Origin of the sequence: Dyella japonica A8 (assembly GCF_000725385.1) — a bacterium.
Taxonomy (GTDB): Bacteria; Pseudomonadota; Gammaproteobacteria; order Xanthomonadales; family Rhodanobacteraceae; genus Dyella; species Dyella japonica_C.
Window position 1 is genome coordinate 310773 of record NZ_CP008884.1, and the last position, 16594, is coordinate 327366.

Annotated in this window: 16 protein-coding genes; 3 read left to right on the forward strand and 13 right to left on the reverse strand. The window is 62.3% G+C overall.

Annotation, left to right across the window (positions count from 1 at the left end):
- Positions 1-53: 53 nt before the first annotated feature.
- The 6 genes from HY57_RS01265 to HY57_RS20675 all read right to left on the reverse strand — a co-directional run bounded on the left by HY57_RS01265 (position 54) and on the right by HY57_RS20675 (position 6682).
- Positions 54-941, reverse strand: a complete 888-nt coding sequence (locus tag HY57_RS01265) for a hypothetical protein (RefSeq protein ID WP_019464568.1) — start codon at positions 939-941, stop codon at positions 54-56.
- Positions 942-1094: 153 nt separating this feature from the next.
- Positions 1095-1490 (reverse strand): MAPEG family protein, encoded by a 396-nt coding sequence (locus tag HY57_RS22260; RefSeq protein ID WP_081500605.1) that lies wholly within the window; start codon positions 1488-1490, stop codon positions 1095-1097.
- Positions 1491-1579: 89 nt separating this feature from the next.
- Entirely contained in the window at positions 1580-3010 is a 1431-nt protein-coding gene (locus HY57_RS21400; RefSeq protein WP_144240737.1) for a hypothetical protein, read from the reverse strand.
- Between the two features lie 163 nt (positions 3011-3173).
- The gene (locus tag HY57_RS01280) at positions 3174-3842 is read right to left on the reverse strand and encodes a DUF998 domain-containing protein (RefSeq protein ID WP_019464565.1); all 669 of its coding nucleotides are present in this window, start codon (positions 3840-3842) and stop codon (positions 3174-3176) included.
- 151 nt (positions 3843-3993) lie between these two features.
- Complete coding sequence (locus HY57_RS01285; protein ID WP_019464564.1) at positions 3994-4233, reverse strand: hypothetical protein; 240 nt, start codon at positions 4231-4233, stop codon at positions 3994-3996.
- A 160-nt stretch (positions 4234-4393) separates the two neighbouring features.
- On the reverse strand, positions 4394-6682 hold the full coding sequence (locus HY57_RS20675) for a winged helix-turn-helix domain-containing protein (protein ID WP_019464563.1): 2289 nt from the start codon (positions 6680-6682) through the stop codon (positions 4394-4396).
- A gap of 208 nt (positions 6683-6890) precedes the next feature.
- Between HY57_RS20675 and HY57_RS01295 the strand changes: the two genes are divergently transcribed.
- The gene (locus HY57_RS01295; protein ID WP_019464562.1) at positions 6891-7298 is read left to right on the forward strand and encodes a (R)-mandelonitrile lyase; all 408 of its coding nucleotides are present in this window, start codon (positions 6891-6893) and stop codon (positions 7296-7298) included.
- Positions 7299-7391: 93 nt separating this feature from the next.
- Here HY57_RS01295 and lptA read toward each other — a convergent pair whose 3' ends face one another.
- The 6 genes from lptA to HY57_RS01325 all read right to left on the reverse strand — a co-directional run bounded on the left by lptA (position 7392) and on the right by HY57_RS01325 (position 11246).
- Positions 7392-7901 (reverse strand): lipopolysaccharide transport periplasmic protein LptA, encoded by a 510-nt coding sequence (gene lptA, locus HY57_RS01300; RefSeq protein ID WP_019464561.1) that lies wholly within the window; start codon positions 7899-7901, stop codon positions 7392-7394.
- 188 nt (positions 7902-8089) lie between these two features.
- A complete protein-coding gene (locus tag HY57_RS01305) occupies positions 8090-8314 on the reverse strand; it encodes a hypothetical protein (RefSeq protein WP_144240738.1) in 225 nt (74 codons plus the stop codon).
- A gap of 288 nt (positions 8315-8602) precedes the next feature.
- On the reverse strand, positions 8603-9175 hold the full coding sequence (locus tag HY57_RS01310) for a hypothetical protein (RefSeq protein ID WP_019464559.1): 573 nt from the start codon (positions 9173-9175) through the stop codon (positions 8603-8605).
- A gap of 49 nt (positions 9176-9224) precedes the next feature.
- Entirely contained in the window at positions 9225-9776 is a 552-nt protein-coding gene (locus tag HY57_RS01315; RefSeq protein ID WP_144240739.1) for a hypothetical protein, read from the reverse strand.
- A 346-nt stretch (positions 9777-10122) separates the two neighbouring features.
- The gene (locus tag HY57_RS01320) at positions 10123-10857 is read right to left on the reverse strand and encodes a hypothetical protein (RefSeq protein WP_019464557.1); all 735 of its coding nucleotides are present in this window, start codon (positions 10855-10857) and stop codon (positions 10123-10125) included.
- 77 nt (positions 10858-10934) lie between these two features.
- Entirely contained in the window at positions 10935-11246 is a 312-nt protein-coding gene (locus HY57_RS01325; RefSeq protein ID WP_019464556.1) for a hypothetical protein, read from the reverse strand.
- A gap of 378 nt (positions 11247-11624) precedes the next feature.
- Between HY57_RS01325 and HY57_RS01330 the strand changes: the two genes are divergently transcribed.
- Positions 11625-12182, forward strand: coding sequence for a hypothetical protein (locus tag HY57_RS01330; RefSeq protein WP_019464555.1), 558 nt, complete (start codon positions 11625-11627; stop codon positions 12180-12182).
- Positions 12183-12283: 101 nt separating this feature from the next.
- Here HY57_RS01330 and HY57_RS01335 read toward each other — a convergent pair whose 3' ends face one another.
- The gene (locus HY57_RS01335) at positions 12284-14293 is read right to left on the reverse strand and encodes a winged helix-turn-helix domain-containing tetratricopeptide repeat protein (protein WP_019464554.1); all 2010 of its coding nucleotides are present in this window, start codon (positions 14291-14293) and stop codon (positions 12284-12286) included.
- Positions 14294-16050: 1757 nt separating this feature from the next.
- Here HY57_RS01335 and HY57_RS01340 point away from each other — a divergent pair.
- On the forward strand, positions 16051-16572 hold the full coding sequence (locus tag HY57_RS01340; protein ID WP_019464553.1) for a hypothetical protein: 522 nt from the start codon (positions 16051-16053) through the stop codon (positions 16570-16572).
- Positions 16573-16594 lie beyond the last annotated feature (22 nt).

Sequence of the window (16594 nt, forward strand, 5' to 3'; positions counted from 1 at the left end):
CAAAATTAGTGAAGATGCCCGCTATGGGTCGAAAGGGGACGCCATACAGACCGCTAGAGCCTTGAATCCCGCTTGGCACTTTGAATGGCTGCGCGAATCGCATCAGGCTCTCCTTCCGCAACCACCTGGATCGCCGCCCCATCCGGGAATGCCATCGCGGCGTAGTAGTTCACGCCCGTATCACTGGTTTCCCCATGGACATCACACATCCTGACTCCTCCCGTCTGGCTGTATCGAGGCTCTGACGCACTCCTTCCTTCAAAGAACTTGGTGGCGGCAAGTCCGCATATCTCGCCGTTTCCAAGCTTGTCTTCTTCCAGCTTGTTGGGAAGTGCCATCAGGAGGATAAAGGGCTGGTGCCAATCCGGGCCACCGTTTGCGCTATACATCAATGCGCCGGAGTTTTCCCTCACGAGCTGCAATCCCGGGGCATCGACTTTCATGCCGAACACGGTTTCCGGATCGGGTGTCCTTCCATCCCACACGATGGTGGAAAGAACCGACTTCAGTTCCTCGAACTTCTTCGGGTCATTTCCTTGATAGCTGACCATAACGTCCAGATGCTGCTTGCCCTTTTCGACATTCAGCCACCACCCATCCCAGGTCCGGCCATCCCCCCGCGTTCGACGATGCAATATTCCATCCAGCGTGTCGCCATGAAACGTCGTGACGGGCTCGGGGTAGGTTTGCTCCAGAGCCTCCTCACTCTCTCTGGGGAGGTCCGTTGAACTCACGGATACGGTGATGGTTATTGTCCGGTCGCTGCTCCGGAACATCGCTCCAAAGGGTGGCGGGCTCACGCCCTTGGGCAGGGCAAGCTTCACGCCCATACCGGGAATCTCGTACATCGCATTCTTGGGGACTGGCCTCACCATGAAGCCGTATGCAGCCAAAGCCGCGACCAGCGACGCGCCTGCGACAACCAGTAGATATCTCCGCATCCATTTCCCCTGTTTGTTTGACTCTATAGCCGACCCGGGAAGCTATCGTTTGCTCGTACACGGGTACCAACCAAGTTACTTCCGTGATTAGTTTCACCGTTTGCCAGAATGTCCGCTATGGGTCGGAAGCGGACGTCGTGGACGTGCTTGTCCTTACGCACCGGGACCGTGCAGATATCTAGATAGCAGTAACCAAGCCATCGCAAGAAATGCAAGCCACGTAAGGGGCATTCCGATTTCGCGCCCCACCGACACGCCGCTTTTGCGCGAAAGGCCAATGGCATGCACAACGCGCGCAAAAATGAATGTTCCGCCGCAACCATGTAGAACCATCGGGCCAGCACCTCCAATTTCGAGCATTAGGAGTGCCAGCAAGCCCATTGGAAGGTATTCGACAGCATTGCCATGTGCTCGAATTCTTTGGCGTAACTCCATGTCGCCACCGTCACCCAATCCGACGCGGACTTTCCATCGACGCAAAACGACGCGAAACGATAGAACGACAATGAGGATCAGCGAAATCCCGACATATAAGCTAGAAATTCTCATCGTGCCCTTAATCCATGGGTTCAATTTAGGTCCGCTATGGGTCGAAAGCGGACGGCTCCAGATCCCATCCACAATACCAACTCGCGATACTAGTTGATGGGCGAAACTACATATCGTGTGGTTTGGAAGGCGCAAACCTGACTCGGACCATGCGCGTTGATCTGCCAAACCTCGGCCGATGGATTGTCGGGTCCGTCGGACAGTTCAACATAGGTCCTTCCAGCGTATTTCGAGAGCTTCGCGTTTCCCAATCCTTGCGGGAGCTTGTCGCCAATGTCCTGGTTGGCGGGAGCTCCGGGGTCGCCCACACCGTGAGCATCGATGTATACAGGGAATGACTGACTGTCCTTCGCAGTCCCGCAGCCCGCCTGTGAATCACCGAACTTGTAGGACACAATTCCCACACGCTGGGCATGGCCGCTATTGTTGAGATCGACGTCGCCGGTTTGATCTAGTGAATAGGTGACGGTGCCGCCAAGGAAGAAAAATCTTAGCTGTGTCGCTTCGTCGCCTTCCCCCCGGGAAGGGTTGCCAAAATTTTCCTTGAGCCGTCCCGATAGAGAAAATGATTCTTTTGGGGACGGTTTACCAAGGTTCAAATGCTCTTGCCTTCCCGCCAACATCGCATGACAAACCGCGTCATCATGACTAGCGATGATGCTTCTTTCGCGCTGTGCGACAAGTTCTCCGTGACAGGTGGCGACAAGGTCACCGTTCCTGTCGACGAGCGACAGATAGAACGAAGTGCTCCCTTCGGCAGCGGTCATGATCATTGGCTGACCAAGTACGGAGACAAGGGTTTCGTCATTGCCAAAGCCCCAATGTTCTTCACCCGTGTTGTAGGGGTCGCGATCCGCTTTGTCTTTAGGGGTAAGTAGCGATGTCATGTCGCCACTGAGTACCGTAGTCTCAAAGGCGTGGCACGTCCCGCCCCAATCAGCAGTGACGACCGCCAATGACCTGCCGCCCGATATGACGTGGGCTACTTGGGGCGTCGCCGCTGCTGGCTGTCCGGGAAGGTCGAATCGCCTGCCGACTTCGGGATCCAGCTCTTCGCTTGGCGGGTTCGGAAGTTTGCCGTGGGCGTGGTCGCTGTTGAGGACATCTTCTGCCGCCTGACAGAGGGCATTTGCATTGGGGGGAAGAGGAACGTACGGATCACCCTCGACTTTCACACGTGCCTTGTCCACCCATCCGGTGGAGACCTGCTTCTGGCCGTGAAACCGTACATACGAGTAATCGCCGCAGGTAGTGACCAGGTCAACCGGATCACCAGAAATGAGGTAGTCCGCGCCCGGTGTCGAGGTGTCCTTGTGAAGTGGGGTGTCACGATTGATATGCAACACGAGATGCTCTTTCGACTCTCCCGTGATTCGCGCTGGCGTTACGGTGCGTTGGCCCGGTGCAATCCAGTTGGGATTGCATTCGGCCTCTTCCGCCTTGGAAGGCAATGGCCAAATGGAGGAGAGTGCAAAAAGCGCAATGAGTGGTACTGAAACGAACCCAGACAGAATTCGCACGCCTCGACCCTCCCTGTGGAAGCCACCAAGCTAAGCCCTATTTCTAGCAGCGGAATGACGGACGTGAGGCGGCGAGAGCTAGCCCTGTTCCCAATGCATGGCACGACCGCCCCCTCTTTTTGTCGTCCCGTCCGTTAGGTGCGCTTTGGGCCGAAAGCGGACCTCAAGCCGCGTCATCCGCAACGTCGCGGCTTCTCCGAACCATCACGCTGATGCCGGCGAGCCAGAGACTCCACGTGAAGAACAGCAGGCGCTGGATGATGCCGTAGACCGGCTTTTCGAGCTTCCAGAGCCAACTGTGAAAATCCAGCACGCTCAGGTTCGCGATGATCGCCAGCCAAAGCAGCACACCCATCGTCCACGAGAACGGCACGAGTGCGCGCGGTATCTTTTCGCGACGCCACGTAAGGGCGAGCACCCAGGGGGCCTGGTAGCCAATGAATTCGGACAATCCAAAAACGCCATGCAGCGGGTGCGGATAGGCGAAGATGCCGACGCCAGCGCACGATATCGCCATGCATCCGGTCAGGTAAGCCGCCGCCGATGATCGCCCCCGCCTGGCCGAAACGTCCGCAAGGCCCCAGGCAAACAGCAACACGCAGATCGCGACGACGCAAAGCATGGCCGCGAAGGGAAGCCTGGCGGGGGAATCCATTTCGCCGATTTCGCTGATGGTTTGCCTGACCCCGTCGTATCCCGGCACCAGCGACGGGAGCAACACGAACCCCGCCCACAGCACGAGTGCGGCGATCACGCCGCAGGAAAGCCGAAAGCGCAGCGGCAGGTACGGTGTGCTTTCAGGGCGGTGCAGCCCCTTCATGGAACGGGACATCGATGCAAACCTCCTCAGGTGGAGAACCACACCCATCCACACAGCCCAGGGTGTCGCCGCATGGCATCCGCCAGCATCCAGCGGCATGCCTGCGCCGGCTCGCCAGCAAGCATGGCTCTCAACGCCAGCTCATGGGCAGCCCGCACGGATGCTATTCACTGAACGTGTGATTCGGAAACCATACGCCACGCACGATGATCGGCCCGGCGTTGGGAGCTACGTGGTGCGGCTCCAGCTGGGAGTGGGTGATGCCGGTCACGATGGCCATCACCAGTTCGCCTTCCCTGGGATAGCCGAAGTCACGCAAAAGACACTCTGCATCCATCATGGAACGTGCGGTCACGCCATAACCGAGTCCATGGTCGGTGTGAAACCAGAACGGCGTCAACATCGGATGATGTTCCATATCTCTCTATGCACCCGCGCGAAGGAGCTGGAGTGAGTCCGATTCAACTCGCATCGACGCCCGGGCGCAAGCATGGGCAGCGCAGACGGTGGTGGCGCTCACGCGCTTGTGCGGGCATGCCCCCGTCCCTCGCCGCGAGCGCCCGCTAACTGCCGCTGGCCGACGTCGACACCAAGGCCTTGAAGCGCGGATCGTCGCGCAGCGGATCCCACACGGGATCCAGCCGGAGCAGCGCGCTCGACAGGATGGCGCCCGTGGGCATGGACAGCAGGCGCTCCAGCAGGGCAATGGATTTATCGTGCTGGCCGACCAGCATGTACAGCTGCGCCTGGTGCTCGAGCATGTCCGCCCCGGTGAGGGCATCCTCGGTGATCGGCATGAGGGCAACGGCACGATCGCCTTCCGCCAGGGCTTCGGCTTTTCGCCCAAGTCCGGCATAGGCGAAGCCCAGCGCAAGATGCAGGTCGGCATCATCCGGACGCTCGATGAGGGCGGCACGCGTGCGCTCCGCCACCTCGCCGAAGGTCGTTGCCGCCTTGGCCGTGTCGCCCGCGCCCTGCAAAGCCCACGCCAGATACAGGCGCCGCGGCAGGACGATGTTGTCCGGATCGTCCCAGTTCTCCGCCTTGTCCGACTCGGCGACCTTGATGGCTCCAGCATAGTCGTGCACCAGCGTGCGCTCGAAATACATGCCCATGACGTTGCTGGTGTAGGCGTCGCTGCCCGGCGTAAGCGCTGCCAGCGCGGCGCGCAACGGTGCCGGGTCGCCCTTCCACATCATCAGGTTGAACACCTGGGCCATGTGTTCGCCGGTCGGGTTGCGGCTCAATGCAAGCGCGGTCGCGTAGGCCTTGTCGGCATCGGCATAGCGACGCAGGCTCTGATAGGTCACGCCGAGCTGGTTGAAGGCAAATTCACTGTGCGGATCGAGCAGGGTCGCCGCGTGGAAGCGCGCCACCGCCTCGTCCCAGTGACCCTGGCGCCGCGCGATGGCGGCGATGAGCAGCTCGACTGCCGCACTGCTGGGCATGGCCTGCCGCGCCATTTCCAGCTGGGCGATAGCGCCGGCGTAGTCGCGATGCCCCCAGTAGTCATACAAGCCCATCGCGTAATGGGCCTGGCCAAGATTCGGCTGCAATGCCAGGGCGCGGTCGGCGGCGGCTTTCGCCTCGGCCAGTCGCGTGTTCGTACGGTCGGGGCCAAAGAAATACAGCTGCATGTGGGCACGCGCCAAGGCCGCCGCCGCCAGCGCAAAGTCGGGATCCCTGGCGAGCGCCTGCTGATACAGCGCGATGGCCTGCGGCGCCTCCGACGAGGACAGCGACGGGTCATCGTAGGCGCGGTTGGCGTGCATGCCCGCCTTCAGGTACAGGTCGTAGGCCTGCGCGTTGGACGTGGGCACCTTGTCGATGCGCGCGGTTTCGGCCGAGGTGAGCTGCACTTTCAGCGCCTCCGCCACGTTCTGCGCGACCTCGCCTTCCACGTTGAATACATTGTCCAGCGTGCGCGTATACGCCTTGGCCCACAGGTGGTTGCCGCTGGTGGCATCGATCAGCTGCACGTTGATCAACACCTGGTTGCCGACCTTCTGCACGGTGCCCTCAAGCAGCGTCGCCACACCAAGCTGGTGCGCAATCGTCCGCACATCCTCGGGATGGCTCGGGTATTTTTCCGTCGAGGTGCGCGAAATCACCTTGAGCCCGCCAATACCCACCAGCTGGGTGAGGATCATGTCCTGCATGCCGCTGGCGAAATAGGCGTTGCCCTGATCGGTGCTGAGATTCTCGAACGGCAGCACGGCGATGGACTTCAGATCGACCGCCGCCGCCGTGTCCGCGTGGTGACGCGCGATGGCGTGCCAGCCGAACCACGCGGCCGCCACCACCAGCAATGCCGCGATCGTGGCAAGCAGCCCCCTCCCCAGCCGACGCGTCTTGCCGGGCAGCGAAGGTGCGGCCTCGGTGGCGGCCTCGGCGGCGACGGTGACAGCGGGCGGCGTGACAACCGGTGGCGCGGCCACCTTGGCGGAGGCCAGCACCGGCACGAATGCCAGCGCCGCGTCGGCCAGCACGCGTTCGCCCATCAACTCCTCGCGCGACCCGGCGCATCGCACCTGGGCGTCAAGGCGAAAGCCGACGCCATGCACGGTATGCAGATAACGGCTTTCTTCTGCGCTCTCGCCGAGCGCATGGCGCAGCACCGCGATCACGCGGCTGAGCACACCGGGCGTCACATGGGTATGCCCCCAGACCTCGTCGAGAATCTCATCACGACCCAATACGCGGCCTGGCTCGCGTGCCAGCAGCACGAGCACGGCGAATGCCTTGCGTTCGAGCCCGACCTCTTCACCATCGACAAACAGGCGATGGCCCAGGGTATCGATCTCGACCGTACCGAACGCCATCCACGCAGCAGAGGCGGACTCGACGTCCATCTGTTGGACCTCCCTTGTCGCTCCGGTTCCCGGTCAGGTTACACCCATCGTGTGGCGAGGCGCGGCATAGTTCAGGTGTGGATTTCGTTATGACAGCGCGGCTCTCCCACACCGTGCGAGCCGGGCGCCAGGCATGCCGTGAACGGCGCGTCCATGCCCGCCTGCCCGGGATGGACGGCCAGATCCCCTACCCCAAGAGGAACGATCCATGCAGCTCATCCGCAACGGCTCCCTGCCTTCCACCCGGGGCCCGGCCGAGTACTTCACGGGAACCGTCCGCATCGATATGCCCTTCAGAGGGCTTGGCGAGGCGAGCCTCTCCGGCGGCATCGTCACCTTTGAACCCGGCGCCCGCAGCGCCTGGCACACGCATCCGCTGGGCCAGGTGCTGATCGTCACGGCCGGCAAGGGCTGGACGCAGTGCGAGGGTGAAGACATCGTCGAGATCCAGGCCGGCGACATCATCATCTGCCCGCCGGGCCACAAGCACTGGCACGGCGCCACGCCCACCACGTCCATGACGCACGTGGCCGTGCAGGAGTCGGTGAACGGCGTGGCGGTGCACTGGCTGGAAAAGGTGCCCGACGAGGTCTACCTCAAAGGCCCGCGCACCTGAGCGCGTCGCGTGCCGCCGATGCCATGATCCTGACGGCACGCTTTCCCGGCCATCCATCCGTCCAGCTGTCTTGCCGATGCATTCGCAGAGGCTTCAAGGCCGCGCCACGCCGGCAGCGCCCTGCCCAGGGGTGTGTCTCGGCAGCATGGTCCCGTGCACAAGACCCTCTTCGCCGCTCTCCCCGATCAAGGCGGTGCTATCGAAGTGGTAGGTCAGCTTGTCGCCGTGCACCTCGCCCTGGCCTTCCATGGTCACCACGGCGCCCTTGCTCAGCACGGCGATGCGATTCTCGTTGTCGTAGTCCAGGGTTTCCGCATCACCCTGGATAAGCCGGCCCTGCTCATCCAGCTCCTGGATGTGCGCAGGATGGCCGGTGACGACGGCGCGCGATATCTGCTGGGAAGCGTCGAAGTAAAGTTTGACGCTGTCCCCCGTGACGACAAGACTCCCCTGCGTCACCTTGACATGGCCTGTCAGGGTCGTCACGGAGTTGGGGCTGTCGTAGGCGTTGGTCACCTTGGCGACGGTGGTGATGGGCGCGTTGCGGTCCGCTTCCCTGGCAAGCGATGGCAGGGGAACTGACCACAGCCATAAAAGGGACATCCCCCAAACGCCTGCCCTCGATGCCATCACCGCCTCCTTGCTGGTGGGTGTGTCCGTTCCGCCGGGCGCATCAGCCCGCCTGCCGTTCCCGTACCGGCAACGGACCTTACCACCATCGCGAGCGGCGGCACTCACCGCCCCGGGGCGAACGTCACCGCGCTTCCACCGGCCCCGCGTCGTGGGGGCATTCAGCCGCAGATACTGTGGCGGTGCTGGATGGCACTCAGCTGCTCAATGAACCAGCCGGCATCGGCATCGCTGACGTTCCTGCCCGCCGCATTGGCCCTCTCCGCGAAGGCCATGACCAGTTCGGTCTCGTCCGGATGGCTGGCTTTCATCTGCGGGATGGCGGCGTCGAGTTCGCTCAAGATCTCCTGGAGTTGTTCACGTGTGTAATAGCTCATATCAAACATGGACCGGCAACCATCGTTCCACGCGCCACCACCTTACTCGGGTGATGTCTCACCGCGGCGCGCGGCGATTCGACGAGCTGCTTTCACGCACGTGGGCGTCGTGTGAACCTCACCAGGATCGCCCGGACGTGCCAGCCGTTGTCCAGGGCGAACGCAACACGCCTGCCGTTCGGCGCACCGTGGTGTTCCACGCACACCAGCATCGGTGGCATGGCATCAAGACTGACGCCGCCATGCTCGGCGAGCTCAACGGGCAGGGTCGCGAACAAGCTGTCCTAGCCGCCTTGATCAACGATGCGCGGCAAGGTCCACGCGCGTATCGTCGGCAATCCAGTTCACCTCCCAGGTCTTGCCGCCATCCGCGGAAAAGGCCTGCTCGAAGTGGCATGAGTCGGCCTTGATATCGGAGATCACGAACCGGACCAGGACGGTGCGGTCGTTGAAGGTTTCCTGATCGTAGAACTCGGCGCGGCCATGCTTGAACTCGCCAACCGTCGGCGTGCCGAACGCCCCACCCCGGCTGCTCGCGACATTCAGGCTCCACTGGTGTGCCTGCGGGTTGTAGAGGCGGAAAGAGGCGAGCTCGAGATGGCCCTGCGGCCCGTCCGCTTCCAGCTCCACCAGATTAGCGCGCCCATTCCATACCTTGCTCACCACGGACGTGCCGTCGTATTGCGCCCACTCACGGGAGCCGCTCAGCGGATGGACCAGCTTCGACACATGGGTCTTCCAGGTGCCTATCTCGAAATCGAAATCGTGTGAGCCGTCGGATGGCTCGGGCGTCGCCGCCATCGCCAGGGGAGCGATCAAGAGGAAGCCCACCAAGCTGCCGCGCAGCCGATCCGCCATCTGCTTGTTCATACGTTGCTCCAAGGGTACGAAAGCCATTCGTGCCGGGGCAAAGCGGCGCCTAACGCGACAACTCGCAGATCCAGTTCACCTCCCAATGCTTGCCGCCATCGGGAGAGAACGCCTGCTCCATCCGCGCGGATCTGGGTGAAACGTTCAACCACATCCAGCGAACAAGAATCACGCGGCCACGCCATGCCTGGTGGTTGTAGAACTCACCGCGATTACCGTGGAACTCGCCGACCACGGGCGCGTCCAGTTCGCCTTTGTCCAGGTCCAGGCCGTAGATGCTCCATTGATGCGTGTCCGGGTTGTACATGCGCAAGGTCTGCGCCTTGATGTGCAACTTCCGGTCCGCACTCGTCACGTCGAACTGCTCGAAGTTGGCGTTGGTATCGAGCAGCTTGTGATGGTTGGAGACGCCGTCGTACTCGTCCCACGCCGTCGAATTATTCAGGCGGTCAGGCAGCCGGCGCACATGCGCCTTCCAGTCACCGATGAGAAAATCGAAATCGTGCGACCCGTCCCGTGCCGGTGCGGTGAATACCGCCGTGGGGTTTCCCGCCTCGTCGACCGCAGCATGGGATGCCATCGAACCGGCTAACAGTGCCACGCCGAAACACCATGGGATGACGAACGTCGATGCTATCCATTTCATGCGGCACACGCTGACCTCCTGTTGAGCTCACGCAGTGACATGATGACTTTGTCGATGGCTATCGGCCTTGCTTACGCTCGCAACCGCCGCATGGGCAGTGAACAAGGCCCACGAATCATACTCTCAGGCACCACGGCTCGAGACCATGACGAGTGGCCGCCAAGTGGCATGTCGCGATGCCTGCTTTGGAAAAAAAGTGGTCGCACGAGCCGGGATCGAATGCCGACTCGTCGATTGCTATCTGCGCGCCCTTCCGTCGCTCAACGATGACGACGGTCCATGCCCCGCCGCCATCGATGAATCACGATTCGACGTGAATGTCGTAGCCCTCGCTGGGCGTCGTCCGGTCCAGGCAATAGTTGAGTGCATACGTCAGGTTCAGGCTGTACGGCCTGAGGACCCGTGGTTCGCCGGGCACCTGCATCACGTCACCCCCTTGCTGCATCGTCACGTGGTAGCGGGAGCAGCCGGCAGGAACCAGGTCGTCGCCTTTCTTGATCACGACGCGGACCAGATCGGTGATCTGCAGGTTGGGCACCGACCTGCGCATGCGTTCACCCGGGACCAACATGCCGCGTGCTTCCCCGCTGTCGCTGGCGGCGGCGAAGAGGTCGTGCAGTTCCTGCGTCGGTAGCTGGGGTGGCGCAGCGTGCGGCGGGACGACGTCCGCCCGCGCTGGATTCGGGACAGGGTTGGCATCGGCAACGGCGACGGGCGGCGCGGACGGGAGCGGATGCCCACCGTAACCATAGATGTCCTTCTGGTGCTCGAACCAGGTCCACCACCAGAGCCCCAGGGCCAACATCGGAATGGCGGCCAAGGCGAACACACCGGTCGCCCTGTCTTCCATTTTCTCGCCAAGAACCAGATAAAAAAGCCCCATGCCGATGAGGGCCGGAAGAAAGACCAGGGCCTTCACCCATACCTTGATCTCCGGCGCGTGCGCTTTCATCTGCTGCAATGGCACATGGACCGCCGTGTGGTACATGAACCAGGCCAGCAGCAGGATAACCACGCCGATCATGCGCTGCTTCATCGCGTCCCCTCCCTAGGTTTTGACTCCATGCGCCCCATCGCGCGGGATGGCGCGCCACACGCCCGCGCTGTCGCCGGTCAATCGTCCGTGTCAGTCGCTTCCCGGGCCGCCAGATGCTTGTTGTGCAGCCACCATGCGACCGCCATGGCAGCCCCGATGAGCGCGGAGAACCACGTGCTGAAGATGACCCGCTGCATCACGATCACGGGCGGAACCAACTTCATGGCGAGGTACTCGAGCTCGCCTATCGCCGTAACGATGGCGAGCAGCAGCAGGCCCTGGCTGCCCGTGGCCCGCCACGCCTTGAAGATCATGACAAGAACGAAGAGCGCGCTGGCGAAACTGATGATCTGCGGAAGCCAAAGGCCGATGAATCCGTACAGCAGCATGGTTTCCCCCTGAAAGCCGTGGCTGTCGTGCGTCAGTTGTCTGTAAGGTGCGCCCTGATGTTTGGCGCGCCCGGAGTATGGGGCTGCGACGGAAGGCAGGTAAAGCGAGCGCCGACGCCAACGCGGCCCCTACCCAAGGCGTGATGGAACGGCGTTTCCGCCGAACCTAAGCAGCCACTCTGAAATCCCCAAGGATTTCCTCATCGCGCCCTAAGGCAAGCGCGAAGGCGGCCCGCCATGCTGCCTGCAGCCGGCGCATCCAGCGCCGATGTCAGGAGGATCGCCATGCGTGCCCGTTCATCTTTGTTAATCGCGGAGCGAGGGTCGACCGGATATCAGGCCACCGGTTTCAAGGGGTTTCTGCGTCGAAACCTCCGCGTGATCTGCGCCCTGGTCCTGGCCATCGAACTGCTTGCCACGGCCGCCGTGGCCCGCGCGGACAAGCCCCCTATCGACCAGGTCTATGTCGATGGGCAGACCTATTACATGATCGCCCCGCACATGATCACGGATCCAAGCCTGAACCTGTTTGCGCAGTCGCAGGAGTTGTACCTGCTCGCCTACCCGACGCCCCCGGGGACGACAGCGCCTATCACGCTCGCCTCCGGCTACCAGCCGCAGTGCAACCCTTGCATGCATCCGGGGCTGCCACTGGCGTTCGTCCATCACGATCACGTGCTGACCGGTGCGCCGGGACTGGGTACCAATGGCACGGCGGGCCAGTTCAAGGGGCCATGGAAGGTCATCGTGCTGATGTACAACCCCAGCGTGCTCAGCGATCCCCATTTCGTGCCGGTAACCAGCGTCACCGCACTCGACGAGGCGGAGGCGAAAGGCGAGTTCCTGCCGATCAATACCGATCCCAATGCGACCAATCCCTATGAAGTCGTTACCGGGAACGTGTTGATCTGCCCCCTCGTGTCCCCGCACGCGTGACACCCGTGCACGGCCCCAGGCTGTCGCCGTTGCCAGGGACGGCACGGCGACCGGCACCGCCGTGGGTTCACCCGCAGCGATGTGCAAAGACAACGGGCGCGTCAATCACAGCGCGCGCCCTCGCCCTCGGGCCGACACTGCGGCGGCCAGCCGTTGACGTTCCAGAAAGGGATGAACTGCATGCGCCGGAGGAAATCCTGGAAAGCGGGCGCGTGGCGCAACGCCTTGAACTCGGGAACCCACACAAGTTCGCCATCGGGACGCTGGGTGCCGGTTTCGAAATGCCTCAGCAAAGCATCGGCATCCCCCTGTGGTTCGAACAGACGCAGCCGCGCGGGTTCGCCGGTCTTGGCTTCGTAGGCCGCGATGGCGGCGCTGGCCTGCGGCCAGCGAGAGGGATCGAGCAAGGCCTGCGTCACCGTGGCATACGCCGTGCCCATGCCCGTTTCGTCAGGCATCCGCGCGGCCAGCTCGCGCGCGGCAGCAAGGTCATGGCGCCATACGGCATTGCTCCAGCGTGCCGCGGCGGTGAGCCTGGCCGACGCATGCTCCAACCGGGGCAGCTCGTCGAGATATTTTTGCGCCTGATCGTGATGGCCAATCGCGTCAAGCTGCGTACCCAGGTTGTAGGTCACCCAGTAGCCGAGCGGGTCGGAGGCGTAAGCGATCTGGAACTGGGCAACGGCAAGATCGCCATAGCCCAACCTGCCGAGCCACATCCCCATGATGTTGCGCATGATCACGTCGGACGGGTTGAGCATCAACGCGGTGTCGTATTCCTTCTTGGCCGTGCGCCAGTCACGTTGCTTCTCTGCGATGGTGCCCAGGGTCGCATGCGCATAGAAATCGCCAGGGTCCAGCGCAAGCGCCTGCCTGGCCTCCTGCACGGCCTCGCTCTCCTTGCCCTCGCCTTCGAAGTCGGACGCCAGATTCAGAGCGAGCAGGCCGTGTACCGGCGCGTAGTCAGGCGCCCGTGCGGCCAATATATTCAGATCCACCTCTGCCTTCTGATAGGCCGTGTCGTCGGCCTCGCTCAGAAAGGTATGGCGTAGCGTCAGAAATTCACGAAGTACCTGCGGGTCGGGGACACGCGTGCTTTCGTGAGCCAGGCCCATGCGCAGCGACAAGGTCGAGGCGACGCTCTGTGCCATGTCCTGCTGCACCACGAGGACATCGGCGAGCTTGCGGTCATAACCCTGCGCCCAGATTGTTTTGCCGCTGGGCACTTCGATCAGGCGCAGATCGATACGCAGCTGATCGCCCGCCTCCCGCAGACTGCCTTCGATGGCGTGCGTCACATGCAGGCGCTCCGCCAGCTGCGCGGCATCGAAGCCCGCGCGCTGCGCACGCTCCGCCGAGTTGCCGGCAATCAGGCGCAGACCTTCGATGCGAGCAAGGTGCGTGGTCAACTCCTCGCTCAGTCCATCCGCGAACGCCGCTTCGTTCTTGTCATCGCCGATCACGTGCAACGGAAGAACAACCAGGGTGGGTGATATCGGCGCCTTGGTCCCTTCGTGATGTCGCACGTACCCGGTGATCAAGACGATGATGACGCCGACCAACCCCACGGCGAACAGCAGACGCCCGCGTCGTGCGGCAGGTCGCGCTGCGGCAACTGTCTCGGGCAACGCCACGACCGGTTCCGCCATCGGCTGCGGCAGCTCAGGGTCGATCGATACCGGCGCGGATTCCAACGGCGTAACCGCCGTGGGCGCTACCTCATCGTCGCTTGGTGCGGGCGTCTCCGCCTGGTCCGCCGGGCCGCCAGCCGGCCCGGCCCCCGGAAGCTCTTCGCGAGTCAAGCAATACTGCACCTGGCCATCGAACCGGTAACCGATGCCATGCAACGTGTGCAGGACCTTGCCGCTGTCACCCAGCGCCTGGCGGATCAGCGTCACCGCCCGATTGAGCACGCTGGGGGTGACATGTCGATGGCCCCATACCGCATCCAGAATCTCGTCGCGAGTAAACGCCTTGCCAGGCGTCTGCGCGAGCAAAACCAGCACGTCGAACGCCTTCGGTTCGAGCGCGACATCTTCGCCGGTGACACGGGTACGCCGGCCGACCAGATCGATCACCACGGCACCGAAGGCGATGTATCGGCAATGCATGGCGCTATCCACGCGATGGACCCCGCAATGGGCGGCACGATAACGGGTCGGACAAAGTTCGTCGATAGAGCGAAAGTTGACCGCCGCCCCCATCAAGGGCCAGCGCCAGCAAACCAGCCATCGGCATGTCGAGAGGGGCATGGCGCCCGACGATCAACGCTGAATGCTCCCAGGTCAGGACGCCGTCAGGCTGAATCAGCCACGTCCATCATCGTTGCACTGTCGTCAACCTTCACCACGCATCAGCGCGTCGAGCATGCCCTTGCTCGTTTTTATATGTTCAACGCAGAAGTAAGGGTTGAAATCGAAGTTCTTCAGTTCGCATCGGGGTCCGCAAAAACCGGACGTTCCCGCCACTGGATGACCAGCTTGGTTTTCGTAACGAGGTTGATTGGCTCTCCGCAAAAACCGGGCGATACCGTTACTGGATTCCGGCCTGCGCCGGAATGACGAGGTTGAGACTCCACGGCGTTTGGTTAGCCCAGTAGCCCGGATGGAGCCAGCGGCGTCATCCGGGATCACGCTGCGACACGCTTGCGGTCGTGCATGGGGTAACCGGCGCCGTTGTCTTGGTTTAGCTGGATCGACTTCGCACGGTCCTCCCGGATTCTCGCTGCGCTTCATCCGGGCTACTTGTGACCGAGCGCCTCGAAGGCCGTGTTTTTGATCGTCATTCCGGCGTAGGCCGGAATCCAGTGGCCGCTAGGCTTGGTTTTCGTAACGAGGTTGATTAGCTCTCCGCAAAAACCGAGCGATACCGTTACTGGATTCCGGCCTGCGCCGGAATGACGAGGTTGAGACTCCACGGAGTTTGGTTAGCCCAGTAGCCCGGATGGAGCCAGCGGCGTCATCCGGGCTACGTGCTACGTGCTGCCATCCCTTGTATCCGGCTGATAGCGTTCCCTTGGTGGTGGATTCTCACCTTTTGCCATCGCCGATGACATATCCGCCGAGGGCCGACAGTGGACCTTACGCCAGGCTTATCGCTGGACGCGGATCAGCCCGTCCTTGCTCACCGCACACCCTGCGAACCGCTTCCAAAGCGCTGGCATGGCCAGCCACCTGGACGTCCAGATTGAAGCATCGTGACGGAACAACCCTTCCCGCAAACCCCGATTCTTGTTAGCGTGGGTGAACGCGCCAACTCGATTACGTTGGTAGCTTAGGGAAGAGTTACTGCACGCTGCGGCTGCAAGGGGACCAGCCATAGCGTCCGTAGTCTGAGCGTCCCCAGGGAGCAACACATGAGGAAATTGGCGATATGCGCCATCGCATTGGCGTCCGTGTTCGTGTCCGTTGCGCCGGCGTTTGCCGGCTGTCCTGCAGGTACCACTGCAGTAGAAGTAGGCACCACCGTGGTCAACGGCACAACCTACGTTCTCTATAAGTGCATCAAGCTCCAGTCGCAGCCCGTCGGCAACACGTGATGCCGGCTTGAATCAGCGGCCCGCACGGCGATGCCGGGCGGGCCGTTGTCGAACCGATTCAAGCGCAACGCCTGCTATGGCCAAGCCATTCGCCACCGTGCAAGGGGAACCCGAGGAAGGCTGGCGACAGCCGTCCGGGCGAGAGGCCGCCTTGGTTTAGCCGCACCCTGATTCCGTCGCACGCGGATGGCCGGCCGGGCAGACGAATGGCCCGATCGCGCTCGTCGGCACAGGCCAGTCCGGGAGCGGCGACGACTTTCAATTCATGCAATGGGGAAACGATCAATGTCTCGATTTTTGAGGACCATGGGCTTTTTTGCAGCGTGTGCGATGGGGCTTGCCCATGCGTCCACGGGAGATGCCGCGGCGTCTGCGCCGCCGGAAGCCAAGGGTGATTGGGCCCGTTACCTGCACGAGCACTTGCCTATTCCCAGTCCGCTGGTGGTGTACGTGTACACATCATCCGGCTCCCTGGCCGGCGTGATGGAAATGCATGTGGGCGATACCGCCGACATCACGCACAAGATCGTGTCGGCCATTGGCACGCGGAATTTTGCCGATTACAGCAAGCCGGAGCTTTCCCGCACGGACGCCACCTTGAAGGGCTATCTTGCCGACATGGGTTATTCCCCGCAGGCGCTGGTGAGCAGCAAAACGCCGTATACGTTGCTGGTGGCCAAGCTTGGCCTGCAGGGTGAAGCCTGCGCGAACTCACTGAAGGTGCGCCACCACATTGAGCAGACCGTGCGCGATGCCGCGAACCAGCCATCTGTACAAGGCGCCTATACGGTGAACGCGCTGGAGCTGGAACCCTCCGCCACCTTCAAGATAAATTGCCAGGACTCCCTGTAGAGTCCCTGCGCGGCGCGTCGCC